Genomic DNA, 20,311 nt, shown 5'->3' on the forward strand with positions numbered 1-20,311 from the left:
CGATCGTCTCCACCGGGTACGGCGGATGCTCGTCGACGGAGAGTCCGAGAATCGACGGAGGAACGACCGCCGGGCGAGATCCGCCCCGAGAGCCCTGGCATATGTCTCAGTCATGTTCCCCGGTCGGGGGCGCGCAGCCTCATATGTGCGCCCCTCCGCACGACCGTGCGGCCCGGTACGCGAGAATGGGCGGGTGACCTCAGCTACCGACTCGCCCTCGCCTGCCGTTCCCCGGCTGATCGCCACCGACCTCGACGGCACCCTGCTGCGCGACGACAAGACCGTCTCCGAGCGCACGGTCGCCGCGCTCGCCGCCGCCGAGGAGGCCGGCATCGAGGTCTTCTTCGTCACCGGGCGCCCGGCCCGCTGGATGGATGTGGTCAGCGACCATGTCCACGGCCACGGGCTGGCGATCTGCGCGAACGGCGCCGCTGTCGCCGATCTGCACGCGAACGGCAAGCTGATCGAGGTCCGTCCGCTGGCACGCGACATCGCCCTCGACGTCGTACGCACCCTGCGGGCCGCCGCTCCCGGCACCTCCTTCGCGGTCGAGCTGACCACCGGAATCCACTACGAACCGGCCTACCCGCCCCTCCACCGCGACCCGGGCGCCACCGTCGCCGTCGCCGAGAAGCTGCTCCACGAGGAATCGCCGGGCTCCGGCGCCCCCGTGCTGAAGCTGCTCGCCCACCACGCCGAACTCGCCCCCGACGACTTCCTCGCCCTCGCCCTCACCGCGGCCGGGGACCGGGCCTGCTTCACCCGGTCCAGCCCCACCGCCCTGCTGGAGATCAGCGGGCCGGGAGTGTCCAAGGCGAGCACCCTGGCGCGGTGCTGCGCCGAGCGCGGCATCTCGCCCTCCGAGGTCGTCGCCTTCGGCGACATGCCCAATGACGTGGAGATGCTGCGCTGGGCGGGCACCTCGTACGCGATGGACAACGCGCACCCCGCCGCCCTGGCCGCCGCGTCCGGCCGGACCGCCTCCAACAACGACGACGGCGTCGCGCGCGTCATCGAGAGAATCCTCGCCGAGCGCCCCTCGGCCGACTCCGACGCCACCGACGCCGCCTCCACGCGCTGATCCACGGAGCCGCGGTCGCAGCCGCGCCCGACCGCGACGGCAACTGCGGCTGCGACGGCGACGGCGGCTGCGGCTGCGGCTGCGGCTGCGGCTGCGGCTGCGGCTGCGGCTGCGACGGCAACTGAGCCCCGTGCTCAGATCGGGGCCTCCCACACCACCGTCGTGCCGCCCCCGTCCTCCCCGATGCCGGGCCCGAACCAGCTGGCCCCGCCGAGCGACTCCGCCCGACGGGCCAGGTTCCGCAGTCCGCTGCGCCGCCCGCCCTCGGGAATGCCCACGCCGTCGTCGGCGACCGACAGCCGCACGGCCTCCCGCCCGTCGGGCAGCGCGGCGGTCGCGTCGACGACCACGTCGATCGCCGATGCCCCGGCGTGCCGGAAGGCATTGGACAACGCCTCCCGCAACGCGGCGATCAGGTTCTTCCCGGTCAGTTCGCCCACCAGGGAATCGACCGGGCCGAGGAAGCGATGCGTGGGCTTGAAGCCCAGCGGGACCGCCGCCATGTTGATCTCGCGCAGCACGCGGGTGCGCAGCCCGGACGGTGCCTCGGCGGGTTCCTGCTGGAGTGCGAAGATCGCGGTGCGGATCTCCTGAATGGTCACGTCCAGTTCGTCGACCGCGCGGCCCACACCGGACTGCACCTCGGGCGCGGCCGACCGTCGCTGGGCACTCTCCAGCATCATCCCGGTGGCGAACAGCCGCTGAATGACCAGGTCGTGCAGATCGCGGGCGATCCGGTCGCGGTCCTCGTACACGGCGAGCCGCTCCCGGTCCCGTTGCGCCTCGGCCATCATCAGCGCGAGCGCGGCCTGCGAGGCGAACTGCGTGGCGAGATTCCGTTCGGTCTCCGTGAACGGCCTCCCACCGCGGGCCCGGGGGGTGGCGAGCGCCCCCAGCACCCGGCCACCGCTCTGCAGGGGCAACAGCATGCTGGGGCCGAAGCGGCCGGCCAGCCCGGTGACCATACGGGGGTCGGTGGCCGAGTCGTCCACGAAGACGGCCTCACCGCTCAGCAGTTCCGCCACCACCGGACTCTCCGGACCAATGATCATCCCCAGGGGGGCGGAGGGGTCGTCCGCGGAGACGGCGACGATCTCCAGTCCGCCCTCATCGGACGGCAGCATCACGATCCCGGCGGCGGACACGGCGAGGTGGCGGGCCTGTTCGGCGACGACGGCGAGCGCGTCATCGGCGTCACCGCCGGAGAGCAGGGCGGTGGTCACGGCCACCGAACCATCGATCCACCGCTCCCGTTGACGGGCCGCCTCGTACAGACGGGCGTTGCCGACGGCGATTCCGGCCTCCGTGGCCAGCACCCGCACCATGTGCAGGTCGTAGTCGTTGAACTCGCTCCCGTCCTCCTTCTCCGACAGGTAGAGGTTCCCGAAGATCTCTCCCTGCACACGGATCGGGACGCCGAGGAAGGACCGCATCGGGGGATGGCCGGGCGGGAACCCGGCGAACCTCGGATCGGCCGTCAGATCGGCGAGCCGCACCGGAGCCGGGTCCCGCAGCAGCGCGCCGAGCAGGCCCCGGTGACCGTCGGGACGGCGTCCGATCGCCCGTGCCACCTCGTCGGGAACTCCGTGGGTGACGAAGTCGGAGAGCCCCGCGCCCTCCTCGTCGACGACTCCGATGGCGGCATAGCGGGCGTGGGCGAGCTCGGCCGCCGTCTCACAGATCCGGTCGAGCGTGGAGTGCAGTTCCAGACCCGTGCCGACGGATCGCATGGCCTCCAGCAGCCGCGGCACGCGCGCGGTCAGCTCGGTGGACAGGCCCCACAGGCTGCGCGTCGCCTCCGCCGCGGCTTCGAGTGAGTCCTTCGGGTCCTGCTCCGGCATACCCAGAGAGTAGTTAGTCCCCATTGGCGAGGAAAGTCGACTGTTCGCCCGACCGGCACACGCTCAGCCCTCCGGCCTCACGTCGGCACACGCTCAGCCCTCCCGCCTCATGCCGGCGCGCCGACGACCGCCCCGGGCGCCCCCGCGCTCTCCCGCTCGCGTTCCAGCATCCGGCGCAGCGGGCCGTCCACGGCCGCGAGACCGGCGTACGGACCGCGCTGCACCACCCGGCCGGAGTCCAGCACGAGCACCTCGTCGACGGCTTCGAGCCCCTGCAACCGGTGGGTGATCAGCACCGTCGTACGCCCCCGGGTGGCATCCAGCAGATCCGCGGTCAGGGCGTCCGCGGTCGCCAGATCGAGGTGCTCCGCCGGCTCGTCCAGAACGAGTACGGGGAAGTCGGCGAGGAGCGCCCGCGCGAGCGCGAGTCGTTGACGCTGCCCTCCGGAGAGGCGTGCGCCGTGCTCGCCGACGAGGGTGTCGAGCCCGTCCGGCAGCGCCTCGGCCCAGTCGAGCAGCCGCGCCCGGTCGAGCGCGGACCGCAGTTCCCCGTCCGTCGCCCCGGTGCGGGCCAGTCGCAGGTTCTCCCGGATCGAGCTGTCGAAGACGTGGGCGTCCTGCGCGCACAGTCCGACGAATGTCCGGACCGTGTCGCCCTCCAGAGTGCGGGCGTCGGCGCCACCGATCCGGTAGGCGCCGGTACGCGCGTCCAGGAACCGGAGCAGGATCTGGGCCAGGGTCGTCTTCCCCGAGCCGGACGGTCCGACGACGGCGATCCGCCGGCCGGCGGTCAGCGTCAGGTCCACGGTGTCCAGGGCGTCCCGGTCCGCTCCCGGGTACCGGGCCGACAGCCCCCGCAGCTCCAGCGGGAAGGGGGTCCCGGGCGTCTCCGCGGGCTCGTCCGGTTCGCGCACGGGGAGTGGGGCGTCCAGCACCTCGTACACCCGCTCCGCGCTCCGCTCCACGCGCTGCCGGTACTGCACGGCGAGTGGCATGCCGGTCACCGCCTCGAAGGCGGCGAGCGGTGTGAGCACGACCACCGCGAGCTGCACCCCCGCGAGCCGCCCGTCCTGCACGGCGGGCAGGGCGACGAGGGCGGTGGCGACCACGGTGAGACCGCCGACCAGGGCGATGAGGCCGCCGCCGAGCGCGGTGGCGGCCGCCGCGCGGGCCGCGATGCGGGTCAGGACCCCGTCGGCCTCCCGGGCCCGCAGCCTGCGGGCGGGCAGCGCCCCCGCGACGGTGAGTTCGGCGGTCCCGCCGAGAAGGTCGGTGACACGGGTGGCCAGGTCGGCACGTGCCGGGGCGAGCCGCCGCTCCGTGTTCCGGGAGCACACCCCGCTGATCCAGGGCACCACCGCTCCGGCCAGCAGCAGACCGACGGCCAGCACCACGCCCGCCGCGGGCAGCAGCCAGCCGACGAACCCCACGGTGGCCAGGCCCACGACCACGGCCGTCCCGGCGGGCAGCAGCCAGCGCAGCCAGTAGTCCTGAAGCGCGTCGACATCCGCGACGAGCCGGGAGAGCAGGTCCCCGCGCCGGGTGCGGCGCAGACCGGCCGGAGCGACGCGCTCCAGGCCCCGGTAGACCGCGACGCGCAGCTCGGCCAGCATCCTGAGTACCGCGTCGTGCGAGACCAGACGCTCGGCGTAGCGGAAGACGGCCCGCCCGAGCCCGAAGGCGCGGGTGGCGGTCACGGCGACCATCAGATAGAGCACCGGGGGCTGCTCGGAGGCCCGGGAGATCAGCCAGCCGGAAACGGCCATGAGCCCGACGGCCGAGCCCAGGGCGAGGCTTCCCAGCAACAGCGCGAGCGCCAGTTGTCCGCGCCGGGCGCCCGCGGCCCTCCTGACCCGGGCGAGCACGTTCCCGGGGCGGGTGGTGGTGCCCCCCGGCGCCCCGGCCTCCGCCGTCGCGCCGGGTCCACCGCCCGCCTCGGCCGTCGGCCCTGGCGTCGCGGTGTTCTCCCCGGGCTTCTCCGGCCCGAGGGCCGAGGCCCGGACAAGGGTCCCGGCAGCCCCGTCGGCCGCGTCCGCTCCGAAAGCGGCGTCCGGCCCGAAAGCGAGGTCCACGCCGGAAGCAACGCCCGGTCCGGGGGCCGCGCCCGGTTCGAGGGACACCACCCGGTCGGCCACCGCGAGCAGCGCGGGCCGGTGCACCACCAGCAGCACCGTCCGCCCGACCGCGAGCCTCCGTACCGCCTCGACGATCCCCGCCTCGGTCTCGCCGTCCAGACTCGCGGTCGGCTCGTCGAGCAGCAGCAGTGGACGATCGGCGAGGAAGGCGCGGGCGAGCGCAAGCCGTTGACGCTGTCCGGCGGAGAGGCCCGCGCCGTCCTCGCCGAGCAGGGTCCGCGCCCCGTCCGGGAGCTCCGCCACGAAGTCGTACGCCCCGGCGTCCCGCAGTGCCGCTGTCACCGCCGCGTCGTCCGCGTCCGGCCGGGCCAGCCGCACGTTCTCCGCGATCGTGCCCGCGAACAGGTGGGGACGCTGCGGGACCCAGGCGATCCGTTCCCGCCAGCGTGCGAGGTCCAGCGCCGCCAGGTCGACGCCGCCGACGCGTACCCGCCCCTCGTCGGGCGCGGTGAAGCCCAGCACCACATCGAGCAGGGTGGACTTCCCGACCCCGCTCGGGCCGACCAGGGCAACGGTCTCCCCCTCCGCCACCACCAGCGAGGCCCGGTCCAGCGAGGGCTCGGCGCGGCCCTCGTGCCGTACGGTCACGCTCTCCAGCTCCAGGCGCGGCGACGCCGGGACGTCCGCCGTGCCGCCCACGCGGGGCTCGGTCTCCAGGACCGAGAAGATCTCCTCGGCGGCCGAGAGCCCCTCGGCGGCCGCGTGGTACTGCGCCCCGACCTGGCGGATCGGCAGGTATGCCTCGGGCGCCAGGATCAGCACCACCAGCCCGGTGTAGAGGTCGAGTTCGCCGTGGACCAGTCGCATGCCGATGGTGACGGCGACCAGGGCCACCGACAGCGTCGCCAGCAGTTCCAGGGCGAAGGACGACAGGAACGCGATCCGCAGGGTCCGCAGCGTGGCCCGCCGGTACTGCGAGGTGATGACGCGAATGGACTCGGCCTGCGCCTTGGCACGGCCGAAGACCTTCAGCGTCGGCAGTCCGGCCACCACGTCGAGGAAATGGCCGGAGAGCCGGGACAGCAGCCGCCACTGGCGGTCCATCCGCGACTGGGTGGCCCAGCCGATCAGAATCATGAAGAGCGGGATGAGGGGCAGCGTGATCACGATGATCGCCGCCGACACCCAGTCCTCGGTGACGATCCGGGCCAGTACCGCCACCGGTACGACCACCGCGAGCCCGAGCTGCGGCAGGTAGCGCGCGAAGTAGTCGTCGAGCGCGTCGACTCCGCGGGTGGCGAGCGTCACCAGGGAACCGGAGCGCTGGCCGCTCAGCCAGCCCGGCCCGAGCTCCGTGGCGCGCGCCAGCAGCCGGCCGCGCAGTTCGGACTTGACCGCCGCACTCGCGCGGTACGCGGCACGTTCGGTCAGCCAGGAGACGAGGGCCCTGCCGAGTGCGACCCCGGCGAGCAGAAGAAGCGGCGTCCGCAGCCCGGAGGCGGTCAGCCCGTCCTCGAACCCTCCGACCACCACCTCGGCGACGAGCATGGCCTGGGCGATGACCAGCGCGGCCCCGACGACTCCGAGTGCCACCACGGCCGCCAGGAAGAAACGGGTGGCACGAGCGTGGCGGAGCAGACGCGGATCGATCGGTTTCACGTGAAACAGCCCCCAGTGAGCAGGGTCGGTGGACCAGGGCGGGGCCTGCCCGGCGGTTCAGGACCGGGCGGGCCCCCGTGCGCTCAGTGCGCTTCGGCGATGTGCTGCGTACCGATGCGCTTGCGGAAGACCCAGTAGGTCCAGCCCTGGTAGAGCAGGACGACCGGAGTGGCGATCCCCGCGCACCAGGTCATGATCTTCAGGGTGTACGGACTGGACGAGGCGTTGGTGACCGTGAGGTTCCACGCGTCGTTCAGCGAGGACGGCATGACGTTCGGGAAGAGCGTCAGGAAGAGCATGGCGACCGCGGCCGCGACGGTCACTCCGGAGAAGGCGAACGACCATCCCTCGCGTCCTGCCGCGATCGCGCCGAGCGCGGCGAGCAGCGCCACCACCGCGACGATCATCGCCACCAGGCTCCGGCCGTCACCGTGGTCGATCTGGGTCCAGACCAGGAAGCCCAGCGCGAGCACCGCCGTGACCGCCCCGAGCCTGAGGGCCAGCGCACGCGCCCGGTGCCGGATGTCACCGACGGTCTTGAGACCCGCGAAGACGGCGCCGTGGAAGGTGAAGAGGGTGAGCGTGACCAGACCACCGAGGATGGCGTACGGGTTGAGCAGGTCCCAGAAGTTGCCCACGTACTCCTTGTGGGCGTCGATCTTCACGCCGCGCACGATGTTCCCGAAGGCCACACCCCAGAGCAGCGCCGGGATCAACGAGGTCCAGAAGATCGCGTGTTCCCAGTTGGTCTGCCACCTGTCCTCGGGCCGCTTCGCCCGGTACTCGAAGGCGACACCCCGCACGATCAGGCAGACGAGGATGATCAGCAGCGGCAGGTAGAAGCCGGAGAACAGGGTGGCGTACCACTCGGGGAAGGCGGCGAAGGTCGCACCGCCCGCGGTGAGCAGCCACACCTCGTTGCCGTCCCAGACCGGCCCGATCGTGTTGATCAGGACCCGCCGCTCCTTGCGGTCGCGGGCCAGCACTTTGGTGAGTACGCCGATCCCGAAGTCGAATCCCTCCAGGAAGAAGTAGCCGATCCAGAGGACGGCGATGAGTACGAACCAGACGTCGTGGAGTTCCATCTCGCAGTTCCTCTTCCCTCAGTAGGAGAAGGCCATCGGCCGGTCGGCGTCGTCGTGATCGTCGCCACCGATCTTGGTGGGCGGGTTGAGGTCTGCCTCGGTGAGTTCCGGCGGTCCGGCCTTGACGTACTTCACGAGCAGCTTGACCTCGATGACCGCGAGGACCGCGTAGAGCAGGGTGAAGCCGATCATCGAGGTGAGCACCTCGCCCTGGGAGACGCCGGGGGAGACCGCGTCACGGGTCTGGAGGACGCCGTAGACGACCCAGGGCTGACGGCCCATCTCGGTGAAGATCCAGCCCCAGGAGTTGGCGATCAGCGGGAAGAGCAGGGTCCAGAGGGCCAGGATCCAGTAGCACCTGGCGAACTTGGGGCTGAGCGCCTTGTTCTTGAAGAGGACGAGGTGGGGCACCTCGTCCTCACCGGTGCGCAGTCCCGGCGGCAGCATGAACTTCTTCCGGGTCAGCCAGAGACCGAGGATGCCGAGGCCGAAGGACGCCATGCCGAAGCCGATCATCCACCGGAAGCTCCAGAAGGCGACCGGGATGTTGGGCCGGTAGTCGCCGGGGCCGAACTTCTCCTGTTCGGCCTTGTTGATGTCGTTGATGCCGGGGACGTGCGAGGTGAAGCTGTTGTCGGCGAGGAAGGACAGCACCCCGGGGATCGAGACCTCCACGGTGTTGTGGCCCTTGGCCACGTCACCGACCGCGAAGAGCGAGAAGGGCGCCCCGTCCTCACCCTCCCAGAGGGCCTCGGCGGCGGCCATCTTCATCGGCTGCTGCTTGAACATGACCTTGCCGAGCTGGTCACCGCTGACGGCGGTGAGCAGGCCGGAGATCACGATCGTGACCAGCCCGAGCCGCAGCGAGGTCCGCATCACCGGGATGTGCTTCTTGCGTGCCAGGTGGAAGGCGGCGATGCCGACCATGAACGCGCCTCCGACGAGGAAGGCGGCGGTGATGGTGTGGAAGAACTGGGCGAGCGCGGTGTTCTGGGTGAGGACGTGCCAGAAGTCGGTCAGCTCGGCCCGGCCCCGCTCCTTGTTGATCCGGTAGCCGACCGGGTGCTGCATCCAGGAGTTGGCCGCCAGGATGAAGTAGGCGGACAGGACGGTCCCGATGGAGACGATCCAGATGCAGGCCAGGTGGATCTTCTTCGGGAGCTTGTCCCAGCCGAAGATCCACAGCCCGATGAAGGTGGACTCGAAGAAGAAGGCGATCAGGGCCTCGAACGCGAGCGGCGCACCGAAGATGTCACCGACGAACCGCGAGTAGTCGGACCAGTTCATGCCGAACTGGAACTCCTGGACGATGCCGGTGACCACACCCATGGCGATGTTGATCAGAAAGAGCTTGCCCCAGAACTTCGTGGCCCTGAGGTACTTCTCCTTGTTCGTGCGCACCCAGGCGGTCTGCAGGCCGGCCGTGAGCGCGGCGAGAGAGATCGTCAGAGGGACGAACAGGAAGTGATAGACGGTGGTGATACCGAACTGCCAACGGGCCAGGGTTTCCGGCGCCAGAGCTAGCTCCACGTCGTCTTCTCCTTACATCGCCGCGATCGTACGGGCAGTTTGCCCGTTAAATCCGGCCCATCACGGAAAAAACAGAACACGCTTGTGAACGCGTTCACATTCACAAGCAATTATGACGCACAGGCTTTCGGGATGTACCGGCGGGGTCCCCCCTCTCTCGGGACCTTCCGATCAATCCGCCCGAAGCAGACACCCGGACCCGCGCGGACGATCGGACGCGGCCCCGAGGGCGGCCCCGCACCCGACCCGGCACGCCCCGCCGCCCGACCCCTGTCACAGCCCCACCGCCGCCGGCCCCACCGCCGCCGGCCCCGCCACCGCCCCACCGCACAAGAAAGCCCCGCACCTCACCGATCGAGGTACGGGGCTCCGGGACTCCCGGTCACACGGGGCGACCCGCGCTACAGCTCCTTGCGGTACGACTCCGCCACCTTCAGGAACAGGTCGTTCGCCTCGTCCTCGCCGATCGTGACCCGTACCCCCTCGCCCACGAACGGCCTGACCACCACACCTGCCCGCTCGCACACCGCGGCGAAGTCGGCGGTGCGCTCCCCGAGCCGCAGCCACACGAAGTTCGCCTGGGACTCCGGCACCGTCCAGCCCTGGTCCGCCAGCGCCCGCTGCACCCGGTCGCGCTCACACACCAGGGAACCCACCCGTCCCAGGAGTTCGTCCTCCGCCCGCAGCGAGGCGACCGCCGCGTCCTGGGCGAGCTGGCTGACCCCGAAGGGCACCGCCGTCTTGCGCAACGCGGCCGCCACCGGCTCGTGGGCCACGGCGAAACCGACCCGCAGACCGGCAAGACCGTACGCCTTGGAGAACGTGCGCAGCACCGCCACGTTGGGACGGTCCCGGTAGATCTCGATGCCGTCCGGCACCTCGGTGTCACGGATGAACTCCCGGTACGCCTCGTCGAGCACCACCAGGACGTCACCCGGCACCCGGTCCAGGAAGCGCTCCAGCTCGGCCCGGCGCACGACGGTGCCGGTCGGATTGTTCGGATTGCAGACGAAGATCATCCGGGTCCGGTCCGTGATCGCGTCCGCCATCGCGTCCAGGTCATGCACCTCCCCGCCGGTCAGCGGCACCTTCACCGACGTCGCGCCGCTGACCTGGGTGATGATCGGGTACGCCTCGAAGGAGCGCCAGGCGTAGATCACCTCGTCGCCCGGCCCCGAGGTGGCCTGGAGCAGTTGCTGTGCCACACCGACCGAGCCGGTCCCGGTGGCGAGGTGCGAGACGGGCACGCCGAAACGGTCGGCCAGCTCGTTCATCAGACCGGTGCAGGCCATGTCCGGGTACCGGTTGAAGTTCGCGACCGCGGCCAGGGCGGATTCCATCACGCCGGGCAGCGGCGGATACGGGTTCTCGTTGGAGGACAGCTTGAAGGCAACCGGTCCGTCGGCAGCGGCCGGCTTGCCCGGCACATAGGCGGGAACGCCGTCCAGCTCGGCGCGCAACTTGGGGCTCGTCTCGCTCACCGCAGATCCTCCTCGACCATCTGTACACATCAATACTGCTCACCTTATGAGGATTGGGCGCCGCTGCGAATGGTCCGAGCGCCCAATCGTCCGATGCGACCGGGAATGAGGGGGAGCGCTTTCGGTCTTGCCGCGCGCCGATGGCTCACGCCGTGGCGCGCATCCCTCGAAGAGGTGAGATGAGACCTCTTCGAGACATCGACCATTTAGTAGGCCCATCGGGTTCGGGACATCACACACCTCGGTCGATTCCACCAACATCCTTTCTTTGCAAGGCATTTCACGCTGGATGATCATGCAAAAACGTGCCTGCCAAGGAGCGCATATGCGGCCGGGCCAACCTCCCGCGCGGCCCCTACTATCGGCACGCCATGACAGCAGCAGGGAAGCACCAGGTGAGCCGGGCGGAGACCCCCCGGCGCGGCGGTCGGCAGGGACGAGCGGGGATCCGGGACGTGGCCGCCGCCGCCGGGGTCTCCATCACGACCGTCTCCGACGCGCTCAACGGCAAGGGCAGGCTCCCGGAAGCCACCCGCCGCCATGTCCGCGAGGTCGCAGAGCGCCTGGGCTATCGCCCGTCCGCCGCGGCCCGAACCCTCCGTACCGGCAAGTCCGGCCTCATCGGCCTGACCGTGACGACCTACGGGGACGAACCTTTCACCTTCACCGAATTCGCGTACTTCGCCGAGATGGCCAGAGCGGCCACCTCCGCCGCGCTCGCCCGCGGCTACGCCCTCGTCATCCTGCCCGCCACCTCACGCCACGACGTCTGGTCGAACGTCGCCCTCGACGGCACCGTCGTGATCGACCCCTCCGACCAGGACCCGGTCGTCACGGAACTCGTGCGGCAGGGGCTGCCGGTCGTGTCGGACGGACGGCCGGCCGGAACCCTTCCGGTCACCGCCTGGGTCGACAACGACCACGGGGCCGCCGTGCTCGACCTCCTCGACCACCTCGCCGCCGCCGGGGCCCGCCGCATCGGCCTGCTCACCGGCACCACGACGGACACGTACACCCGGCTCTCCACCACCGCGTACCTGCGCTGGTGCGAGCGCGTGGGCCAGGACCCCGTGTACGAGTCCTATCCGGCCCACGATCCGTGCGCGGGCGCGGTCGCCGCGGACCGGCTGCTCGCCCGGCCGGACCGGCCCGACGCCGTCTACGGCCTGTTCGACCCCAACGGCACCGACCTCCTGGCAGCGGCCCGCCGGTACGGACTGCGCGTTCCCGAGGACCTGCTGCTGGTCTGCTGCAGCGAGTCCACCGTGTACGCGACGACCGAACCCCCCATCACCACCCTGTCGCTCAAACCGCGCAGAATCGGCACGGCGGTCGTCCAGCTCCTGATCGACGCCATCGAGGGAGTGGACCACGACGGACCGGTCGAGCAGGTCATACCGACGGAACTCATCGTCCGGACGTCCTCACAACGGCGCCCGCCCCGCACCACGGTCAGCGCACCGCGCTCGCCCGCCGGGAACTGATCGGTCGATTCCGGACCAAACGGTCGACGAACCTGACATGCTCAGGGATTCACCACCCCTGGTGCGTCACACAGCACGACCCGCATTCCTATGATGGGCGCACGACACCGCGGACCGCCTCGACCAGCAGGGCCCGTCAGGTGTACGGCGGTGCGACGGTGGTGGAGGGGTCGATGACACAGGGGGCCGGTCAGGAACCCGTGGTGCGGACTGCGACGTTGCGCGACTTCCGCGTCCCGCCCTATGCGCAGACGCCGGTACCCCCCGCGCCGCCGCACCCGGGCAACGCCCTCCCGGCGGACGCCGTGCCCGAGGGGTACACCCCCACCGAACGCGACCTCCCGGTGATCAACCGCGGGGACACCGTCCAGGTGCGGGCCGTGCCCGACCCGCAGCCGTCCGCGGAGCCGGGTCTCGGGCCGCTGTACGTCGTCGGCGACGTCCACGGCTATCTGGACGAGCTGCTCACCGCGCTCACCGAACAGGGCCTGGTCGACGCCGACGGCAAGTGGGCCGCCGGCAACACCCGGCTCTGGTTCCTCGGGGACTTCACCGACCGGGGCCCGGACGGCATCGGCGTCATCGACCTCGTGATGCGGCTCTCCGCCGAGGCGGCCGCCGCCGGGGGCTACTGCAAGGCCCTGATGGGCAACCACGAACTCCTGCTCATCGGCGCCAAGCGGTTCTCCGACACCCCGGTGAACTCCGGCGCGGGCACCGCCACCTTCCAGGCGGCGTGGCTGCTCAACGGCGGCCAGAAGAACGACATGGAGCGGCTCCAGGACGTCCACCTCCAGTGGATGTCCCGGCTGGACGCGATCGTCGAGGTGGACGGACACCTGCTGCTGCACTCCGACACCACGGCGTACCTCGATTACGGCACCACGATCGAGGATGTCAACGACGCGGTGCACGCCATTCTCACGCGCAACGACGCCGACGAGTGCTGGGACCTCTTCCGGAAACTCACCAAGCGGTTCGCCTTCCGGGACGACGGGGGACCGCAGGCCGTCCGGGAGCTGATGTCGGCCTACGGCGGGCAGCGCGTCGTCCATGGTCACAGCCCCATCCCCTACCTCCTCGGTGAGGTCGGCTCGGAGGACGGGGAGGACAGCTCCGGCCCGGTGGTCGACGGTCCCCACGTGTACGCCGACGGGCTCGCGATCGCCATGGACGGCGGAGTGACCATGGCCGGAAAGCTGTTGGTCGTCCAACTCCCCCTGCATGGCTGACGCCCTGCCGGGAAGACGCGTCCACGACCTGACCACGCCGAGCACTGGGCCTATTTCCGGAAACACCCTGTCACCCCGTGCCGTGGGCGCTCTACCATCGGCGTACCAGTAGCAGGCTCTCCTCCGTTTCCGCCCAACTGCCCGGTCCACACGGGCGATCGGGCCCGACGGAGCATCGGGGGATGCACATGAACAGCGCTCCGCACCTGCTGACCGAGGACCGTCCCGAGTACGAGCGGATCCTCGACGACGCACTGCGCCACGCCCATGAACGACCGGATCTGGCCGCCGTCGGCGAACAGCTCAACGCCGTACAGCTGCGCACCATGGCACTGGACGCCACGACGTCGATCATCGCGACCGCCGCCACCGAGTACGACCATTACGTACGGGTCCGCGAAGAGCTGCGTGGACCGGCCGGCGAGGGGGGCGGAGAAGCAGGCCCCGTCGCGGACGCGGACGGGTCCGGCGCCGGCATAGGCGCGGTCATCACCGTCCTCGCGCCCGTCCTCGCCGGCACGGCGGCGTTCATCTTCCTGCTGGCCGGCTATCTGCTGAAGCTGCTCAGCCCGCCACCGGCCTTCGCGTCGACCATGGTCACCGCGGGCTGGTTCTTCGCGGCTGTCATGGCCGCGGCAATCCTGGTCGCCGCCGTCGGGCTGCTCGTCACGGCTCTGCGCAACGGTTCCGTGTCGGACTCCGCCGCGGGCGACGAGACGGAGCTGCCGGAGGACGTGGCCCGCGCCCGGGAGGCATGGCGCCACGCCCTGCTCGAACGCGGCATCCTGCCGTTCCTGCGCGACGCGCTCGACGACCCCGGGGCCGGCCGCGCCGCCCGCGCACCGCAGCCCTCGCCGAACCGCATCCCGAAGGTCGGCTACGGCCGACCTGACTTCTCCGGCCCGGACGAGGGCCAGACCGCCGGGCCCCGCCCGACCTTCACCAGCCCCGACTTCACCAGCCCCGAATTCGGCGGCCCCGAGCACGAAGTGGAGTGACCGGCCCCGCCGCGCGTGCCCGGGAGCCCCTCGCGCCGGACCAGGAACCGTTTGCGTGCCCGGTCACCACTCCCAGGCCCGTCGCCGCCCCAGCCCCTCCCACTCGGGCCGGAGCAGCGAGAGCACCGCGACATCGTGGCGGCGTCCCCGGTGCAGGCACGCCGAGCGCCGTACGCCCTCCCGGACGAACCCCGACTTGGCGAGGACGGCGAGCGCGGCGGCGTTGTCGGTGTGGGTGACGGCCTGGAGCCGGTACAGGGGGAGCTCGCCGAACGCCAGATCCGTCAGCGCGTCCAACGCGTCCGTGCCGTATCCCCGGCCGCGATGCCGCGGGGACAGCACCAGCTCGACTTCGGCGGTGCCGTCGGCGAGGTCCTGATCGGTCAGGGCCACGTGCCCGATGGGGGTGCCGTCGGCGAGCACGACGAGGAAGTTGTCGAGGTTCTGGTCCTCCTGGTCGCGCTCGATGCGCTCGCGCAACGAGGCGAGCGAACGCGGCCAGACACCCGTCGCCCGGCCCGCCACCGGGTCGCACCGCCATTCCTGCCACAGCTCGGCGTCGTCGGTCTCGACGGCGACGAAGGCGACTTCCCGTCCTCGCCAGCACGGCCGTCGCCCCGTCTCGGACATCTGTGCCCATATATCGCTCACACGTGGACCCTACAGACGCGCCTTCACCAAGATCAGCCGATTTTCGCCCCGGAACCACGCTTCGGGCTTCGCTTCCGTCGCCCGTCTCCGGCCCTCGTTTCCGTCCACCGGCTCCGGCCCCCGTCTACCGGCTACCGGCTCCGGCTCCGGCTCCGGCGACATGCTCCTTCCCGCGTCGCGCCGGACGCGCCACGGACCGTCTCACGGCGTCACGCGGCGCCCCTCGGCAGCAGGCCACCCGCCGCACGGCGGGGCCCGTGTCGTTCAGGGGCCCCGCCGCTCGTCACCGCGGCCCGGAGAAGGTCACTCCGCGATCGGCAGGTAGACCCGGTTGCCCGCCGCCGCGAACTCCTTGGACTTCTCCGCCATGCCCTTCTCGATCTCCGCCTGCGAACCCCCGTGCTCGCGCCGGATGTCCTGGGAGATCTTCATCGAACAGAACTTCGGTCCGCACATCGAGCAGAAATGCGCCGTCTTCGCCGGCTCGGCCGGCAGCGTCTCGTCGTGGAACTCCCGCGCGGTGACCGGGTCCAGCGCCAGATTGAACTGGTCCTCCCACCGGAACTCGAAGCGGGCGTCGGAGAGCGCGTCGTCCCAGTCCTGGGCGCCCGGATGCCCCTTCGCCAGGTCCGCCGCGTGGGCCGCGATCTTGTACGTGATCACACCGGTCTTCACATCGTCCCGGTTGGGCAGGCCGAGGTGCTCCTTGGGCGTGACGTAGCAGAGCATCGCCGTGCCCCACCAGGCGATCATCGCCGCGCCGATGCCCGAGGTGATGTGGTCGTACGCCGGTGCGACATCGGTGGTCAGCGGGCCGAGCGTGTAGAAGGGCGCCTCCTCGCAGATCTCCTGCTGGAGGTCGATGTTCTCCTTGATCTTGTGCATCGGGACGTGCCCCGGGCCCTCGATCATGGTCTGAACGCCGAACCGCTTGGCGATCGTGTTCAACTCACCGAGCGTGCGCAGTTCGGCGAACTGCGCCTCGTCGTTGGCGTCGGCGATCGAACCGGGACGCAGACCGTCGCCCAGCGAGTACGTCACGTCGTAGGCGGCGAGGAGTTCGCAGAGCTCCTCGAAATGCTCGTAGAGGAACGACTCCTTGTGGTGCGCGAGGCACCAGGCCGCCATGATCGACCCGCCGCGGGAGACGATGCCGGTCTTGCGGCGCGCGGTCAGTGGAACGTACGGCAGGCGCACGCCGGCGTGGACGGTCATGTAGTCCACTCCCTGTTCGGCCTGCTCCACGACCGTGTCCTTGTAGATCTCCCACGTCAGTTCCTCGGCCCTGCCGTCGACCTTTTCGAGGGCCTGGTAGAGAGGGACGGTGCCGATCGGCACGGGGGAGTTGCGCAGAACCCACTCACGGGTGGTGTGAATGTTGCGGCCGGTGGAAAGGTCCATGACCGTGTCGGCGCCCCAACGCGTCGCCCATGTCATCTTCTCCACCTCCTCCTCGATGGAGGACGTCACCGCGGAGTTGCCGATGTTGGCATTGACCTTCACCAGGAACCGCTTGCCGATGATCATCGGTTCGATCTCGGGGTGGTTGACGTTGGCCGGAAGCACGGCGCGCCCCGCGGCGATCTCCTCGCGCACCACCTCGGGCTCGACGTTCTCCCGGAGCGCCACGTACTCCATCTCCGGGGTGATCTCGCCCCGCCGGGCGTACCCGAGCTGGGTCACCGGCCGCCCGTCCCGGCTGCGGCGCGGGAGCCGGGGACGGCCGGGGAAGACCGCGTCGAGGTTGCGCAGCCCTCCGCGCGGCGAGGTGTGCTTGAGCCCGTCGTCCTCGGGGCGGGCGGGACGGCCCGGGTACTCCTCCGTGTCACCGCGCGCGATGATCCAGTTCTCCCGCAGCGGTGCGAGCCCGCGACGGACGTCGGTCTCGACGGTGGGATCGGTGTACGGCCCCGAGGTGTCGTACAGCGTCACGTCCTTGCCGTTGGTGAGGTGCACCTGACGGACCGGCACGTGGAGGTCCGGGCGTGATCCCCGAACGTAACCCTTGTGCCAGCCGATGGACTTCCCGGCCTCGTCGTTCTGGTTCGAGGCAGGCGTGCGTGCGTCCTGTGTGGTCATGAGACCTACTCCCTACGCCGGCATTACCCGGTAACAGGTTCGGCGGTCGGCGCAGCCCGTCCGTACCGATGTACGGACCTCAGCGCCCTCTCAGCCCGGTGCTCCGAGCTCCCGCGTGTGCAAAGGTTCCTCCACGCTAACGTCCCGTCCGGCGGGATGAACAGAGGGCCCTCCGCTTCTTGCGATGATCGGCCGGTGACGTCCCTCTCCCTCGATCCCGAACCGCAGGACCATCAGCACGGCCACGCGCACAGCCATGGTCCTGCCGCACCCGTCTCCAAGCATCTTCGAAAGGTCATCGCCGCCGTACTGATCCCGTTCGCCACCGCGGTCCTCGTGGGCCTGGTGGCGCTCTGGCCGGGCGGCGCGCCGTCGCACGAGCGAACCGGTGTCGGTTTCGACCGGCAGACCCAGCAGGGCAAGGTGGTGAAGATCGACAAGGTCGACTGCAAGGACGTGGACGCGGGCCGGCAACCGACCGACGAGACCGCCCCTCCGTCGACGAGCGGCGGCGGACGGTGCGCGCGGGCCACCGTCGAGGTCACCTCCGGGCCCGACAAGGGACGGACCTTCGTCGAGATCGTCCAGCCCGACGCACCGCGTCAGTTGCGCGAGGGTCAGGGCGTGGTGGCGGCCCATGCCCCGGACGCGCCCCGCGAGCTCCAGTACTCGGTGACGGACGTGGACCGGAGGTTCCCGATGACGCTGCTGGCCGGCGTCTTCGCCCTCGTCGTGGTCGCGGTGGGCCGGATGCGTGGCGTGATGGCACTGATCGCACTCGCCGTGTCGTTCGCCGTACTCACCCTGTTCATCCTTCCCGCCATACTCCAGGGCTCGAATCCGCTGCTCGTCGCGGTGGTCGGCGCCAGCGCGATCATGCTGATCGCGCTCTACATGTGTCATGGCCTGAGCGCCCGCACGTCGGTGGCGGTGCTCGGCACACTGATCTCGCTGCTGCTGATCGGGCTGCTCGGATCGCTCTTCATCGGCTGGGCGAGCCTCACCGGCAACACCGACGACAGCACGGGACTGATCCACGGCCTGTACCCGGACATCGACATGAGCGGTCTGCTGCTGGCCGGTGTCATCATCGGCTCGCTCGGGGTGCTCGACGACGTGACGGTCACCCAGACGTCGGCGGTCTGGGAACTGCACCGGGCGAACCCGACGTTGGGGGTGCGAGGGCTCTACCGGGCGGCGATCAGAATCGGGCGCGACCACATCGCCTCGGTCGTCAACACGCTGGTGCTCGCCTACGCGGGCGCGGCACTGCCACTGCTCCTGCTGTTCTCGATCGCCCGGAGCGGTGTCGGGACGGTGGCCAACAGCGAGCTGGTGGCGGAGGAGATCGTGAGAACGCTGGTCGGCTCGATCGGGCTGGTCGCCTCGGTACCGGTGACAACGGCGCTCGCCGCGTTGGTCGTCTCCGCGGACCGCACAGGGCTCGGCGCGGAAGCCGTAGCTCCAGCACCCGTACGGGCCGGGAAGGGCCGCCGTCGCAGGACGGGACCATGAACGCTTCCGAACGGCGAGCAGCCCCGGAACAGCAGGCGGCTCCTACGGAGAACAACTCCTGCGGAGGGCGGCCCCCACGGAGAGCGATTCACCCATTCGGCGGACATCGTGTTCGACCGGCGAGCCGGCCGACGGCGCCGCGTTCTTCAGCCGGCGTTCTGTTCCTCGGCCAGAATCCGGCCCAGGGCCTCCTCCAGGTTGCCCTCGAAGTCACCCAGCGTGCATTCCTGACCGAGCGGCACGAGCTTGTCGGTACGGTCGAGAAAGGCCACAAGTGGTGCTGTGCCGGCCCTGAACAACGCCCGGTCGGCGCCCACTTGAAGCCTGATGTGCACGTCGGAAAGCCCCTCGGGCTCAGTGGGCCCGATGTGCACATCGCCGTCGCCACTCGGGCTGTTGAGGCCGTCGAGCAGCAGCTCGCGGCCGAATGCCCAGGTGACGGGGGCGTCACCTGGCAGATGGAAGGTCATCCGAATCGCATACGGATCACACACTTCGTACCGGAGCTCCACCGGGATCCGGAAAGAGAGCTCCTCGGAGACGAGGAAGCTCATCATGACCTCAGCTTGAACCGACTCGCGCATCGTTCAACCCCGCAGTAGATGAATCTGGCCAGGAATGATCCCCCGTGGCCCTATTGACGCCATCGTGGTGCACGCGATAGCAGATCACAAGGAGTGATTTTTCAGATACTGATAGAGAACACGAGGGAACGCAAGAGGTTGGCCACTTCGCCACGTAGTTGTTCGACTGCGGGGAGCAATTGCTCCTCCTGCTCCAGGGGTACCGAAATCGCCATCGCGGCGACGGTGAAGCCGGCGGTGATCGGGATGGCCGCGCAGACCGTGCCCAGGGCGTACTCCTGCCGCTCGATGACGGGTTCCAACCGCCGCAGCGACCGCAGCCGGTCGAGAAACGCCGCGCGGTCCTTCACCGAGTAACGGGTCAGCGGACGGACCGGATGCCGGTCCAGATGATCCTCACGGGCCTTCTCGTCCAGCTGGCTCAGCAGACACTGGCCGATCGCATGGGCGTGTCCCGTCTCCCGGAAGGACGCCCACTCGTCAACGGCGGGAGTGGCGGGATCGTCGGCGACCGCGACGAGTTCGATCTCGCCCTCGCGGTAGACCGCGCAGTACACCGGTGCGCCGATGGCATCGCGCCAGCGGCCCAGCGACTCCGTCATCCTGCTGCGACGCATCTGCGACGAGCCCTCGCCGACCAGCCGCTCGGCGGCGGTCCCGAAGAGGAAGACGCCCTTCTCACGGCGCAGATAGCCCTCGTGCGTCAGGGTGCGCAGCAGGTGGTAGGCCGTGGGAAGGGGAAGGCCCGCTTCCCTGGCCAATTGTTTCGCGGGCGCCCCGTCCCGATGCGCTCCCACTGCTTCCAGCAGCCTCAGCGCTCGCTGAACCGAACCGATCAGCGTCGGCGCAGCAGTGCTCGATGCCGTGGTCAACGGTCACCCCCAGGCGTGGTGACGGGTAGTCAGCCCGCCTGTGGGGGCCGCCCCCACGGACCGCCGCATGGCTGGGGTCCGGAGGCCGAACACCGCGCGAACCACTGGTCAGTATGGTGACGGGCCGTTAATTCCCAGGTGGCG

At 70.3% G+C, this 20,311-nt stretch carries 14 protein-coding genes and 1 riboswitch; of the genes, 5 read left to right on the forward strand and 9 right to left on the reverse strand.

Annotated elements, in window-relative coordinates; all coding sequences use genetic code 11:
• The first annotated feature begins 193 nt into the window (after positions 1 to 193).
• Positions 194 to 1,081, forward strand: a complete 888-nt coding sequence (locus ACF1CT_RS05145; protein WP_391782377.1) for a Cof-type HAD-IIB family hydrolase — start codon at positions 194 to 196, stop codon at positions 1,079 to 1,081.
• A gap of 134 nt (positions 1,082 to 1,215) precedes the next feature.
• Here ACF1CT_RS05145 and ACF1CT_RS05150 read toward each other — a convergent pair whose 3' ends face one another.
• The 5 genes from ACF1CT_RS05150 to hisC form a co-directional block, all read right to left on the reverse strand.
• Entirely contained in the window at positions 1,216 to 2,922 is a 1,707-nt protein-coding gene (locus ACF1CT_RS05150; protein WP_391782378.1) for a GAF domain-containing sensor histidine kinase, read from the reverse strand.
• 107 nt (positions 2,923 to 3,029) lie between these two features.
• Positions 3,030 to 6,656, reverse strand: a complete 3,627-nt coding sequence (gene cydD / locus ACF1CT_RS05155; protein WP_391782379.1) for a thiol reductant ABC exporter subunit CydD — start codon at positions 6,654 to 6,656, stop codon at positions 3,030 to 3,032.
• Positions 6,657 to 6,739: 83 nt separating this feature from the next.
• Positions 6,740 to 7,741 (reverse strand): cytochrome d ubiquinol oxidase subunit II, encoded by a 1,002-nt coding sequence (gene cydB, locus ACF1CT_RS05160; RefSeq protein ID WP_391782380.1) that lies wholly within the window; start codon positions 7,739 to 7,741, stop codon positions 6,740 to 6,742.
• Positions 7,742 to 7,759: 18 nt separating this feature from the next.
• Complete coding sequence (locus ACF1CT_RS05165; protein WP_391782381.1) at positions 7,760 to 9,271, reverse strand: cytochrome ubiquinol oxidase subunit I; 1,512 nt, start codon at positions 9,269 to 9,271, stop codon at positions 7,760 to 7,762.
• A 401-nt stretch (positions 9,272 to 9,672) separates the two neighbouring features.
• Positions 9,673 to 10,752: a histidinol-phosphate transaminase gene (hisC, locus tag ACF1CT_RS05170; RefSeq protein WP_391782382.1), complete on the reverse strand. Its 1,080-nt coding sequence runs from the start codon at positions 10,750 to 10,752 to the stop codon at positions 9,673 to 9,675.
• A 371-nt stretch (positions 10,753 to 11,123) separates the two neighbouring features.
• On the opposite strand from hisC, the gene ACF1CT_RS05175 reads away from it, so the two are divergent.
• The 3 genes from ACF1CT_RS05175 (at position 11,124) to ACF1CT_RS05185 (ending at position 14,466) form a co-directional block, all read left to right on the forward strand.
• A complete protein-coding gene (locus ACF1CT_RS05175) occupies positions 11,124 to 12,236 on the forward strand; it encodes a LacI family DNA-binding transcriptional regulator (RefSeq protein ID WP_391782383.1) in 1,113 nt (370 codons plus the stop codon).
• Positions 12,237 to 12,409: 173 nt separating this feature from the next.
• The gene (locus tag ACF1CT_RS05180) at positions 12,410 to 13,468 is read left to right on the forward strand and encodes a metallophosphoesterase (protein WP_391782384.1); all 1,059 of its coding nucleotides are present in this window, start codon (positions 12,410 to 12,412) and stop codon (positions 13,466 to 13,468) included.
• A gap of 182 nt (positions 13,469 to 13,650) precedes the next feature.
• The gene (locus tag ACF1CT_RS05185; RefSeq protein ID WP_391782385.1) at positions 13,651 to 14,466 is read left to right on the forward strand and encodes a hypothetical protein; all 816 of its coding nucleotides are present in this window, start codon (positions 13,651 to 13,653) and stop codon (positions 14,464 to 14,466) included.
• A gap of 63 nt (positions 14,467 to 14,529) precedes the next feature.
• Here the strand turns inward: ACF1CT_RS05185 and ACF1CT_RS05190 are convergent, their stop codons facing one another.
• Together ACF1CT_RS05190 and thiC are read right to left on the reverse strand one after the other, a co-directional pair.
• Entirely contained in the window at positions 14,530 to 15,117 is a 588-nt protein-coding gene (locus ACF1CT_RS05190; RefSeq protein ID WP_391782386.1) for a GNAT family N-acetyltransferase, read from the reverse strand.
• A 303-nt stretch (positions 15,118 to 15,420) separates the two neighbouring features.
• A complete protein-coding gene (gene thiC / locus ACF1CT_RS05195; RefSeq protein WP_391782387.1) occupies positions 15,421 to 17,196 on the reverse strand; it encodes a phosphomethylpyrimidine synthase ThiC in 1,776 nt (591 codons plus the stop codon).
• A riboswitch (TPP riboswitch) is annotated at positions 17,189 to 17,321 on the reverse strand. (Overlaps the previous gene by 8 nt.)
• Before the next feature lie 31 nt (positions 17,322 to 17,352).
• Between thiC and ACF1CT_RS05200 the strand changes: the two genes are divergently transcribed.
• The gene (locus tag ACF1CT_RS05200) at positions 17,353 to 18,711 is read left to right on the forward strand and encodes a YibE/F family protein (protein ID WP_391782388.1); all 1,359 of its coding nucleotides are present in this window, start codon (positions 17,353 to 17,355) and stop codon (positions 18,709 to 18,711) included.
• 146 nt (positions 18,712 to 18,857) lie between these two features.
• Here the strand turns inward: ACF1CT_RS05200 and ACF1CT_RS05205 are convergent, their stop codons facing one another.
• The gene (locus ACF1CT_RS05205; protein WP_114245561.1) at positions 18,858 to 19,295 is read right to left on the reverse strand and encodes an SsgA family sporulation/cell division regulator; all 438 of its coding nucleotides are present in this window, start codon (positions 19,293 to 19,295) and stop codon (positions 18,858 to 18,860) included.
• Positions 19,296 to 19,396: 101 nt separating this feature from the next.
• Complete coding sequence (locus ACF1CT_RS05210) at positions 19,397 to 20,167, reverse strand: IclR family transcriptional regulator (RefSeq protein WP_391782389.1); 771 nt, start codon at positions 20,165 to 20,167, stop codon at positions 19,397 to 19,399.
• Positions 20,168 to 20,311 lie beyond the last annotated feature (144 nt).

It is taken from the genome of Streptomyces sp. NPDC014734, assembly GCF_043083325.1.
Taxonomy (GTDB): Bacteria; Actinomycetota; Actinomycetes; order Streptomycetales; family Streptomycetaceae; genus Streptomyces.

What these genes read in the sequence shown, in the direction of transcription:
- ACF1CT_RS05150 (WP_391782378.1), bottom strand. Translation starts at nt 2,922, where the DNA reads ATGCCGGAGCAGGACCCGAAGGACTCACTCGAAGCCGCGGCGGAGGCG.
- ACF1CT_RS05200 (WP_391782388.1), top strand. Translation starts at nt 17,353, where the DNA reads ATGAACAGAGGGCCCTCCGCTTCTTGCGATGATCGGCCGGTGACGTCC.
- cydB (WP_391782380.1), bottom strand. Translation starts at nt 7,741, where the DNA reads ATGGAACTCCACGACGTCTGGTTCGTACTCATCGCCGTCCTCTGGATC.
- ACF1CT_RS05175 (WP_391782383.1), top strand. Translation starts at nt 11,124, where the DNA reads ATGACAGCAGCAGGGAAGCACCAGGTGAGCCGGGCGGAGACCCCCCGG.
- thiC (WP_391782387.1), bottom strand. Translation starts at nt 17,196, where the DNA reads ATGACCACACAGGACGCACGCACGCCTGCCTCGAACCAGAACGACGAG.
- ACF1CT_RS05180 (WP_391782384.1), top strand. Translation starts at nt 12,410, where the DNA reads ATGACACAGGGGGCCGGTCAGGAACCCGTGGTGCGGACTGCGACGTTG.
- ACF1CT_RS05205 (WP_114245561.1), bottom strand. Translation starts at nt 19,295, where the DNA reads ATGCGCGAGTCGGTTCAAGCTGAGGTCATGATGAGCTTCCTCGTCTCC.
- ACF1CT_RS05185 (WP_391782385.1), top strand. Translation starts at nt 13,651, where the DNA reads ATGCACATGAACAGCGCTCCGCACCTGCTGACCGAGGACCGTCCCGAG.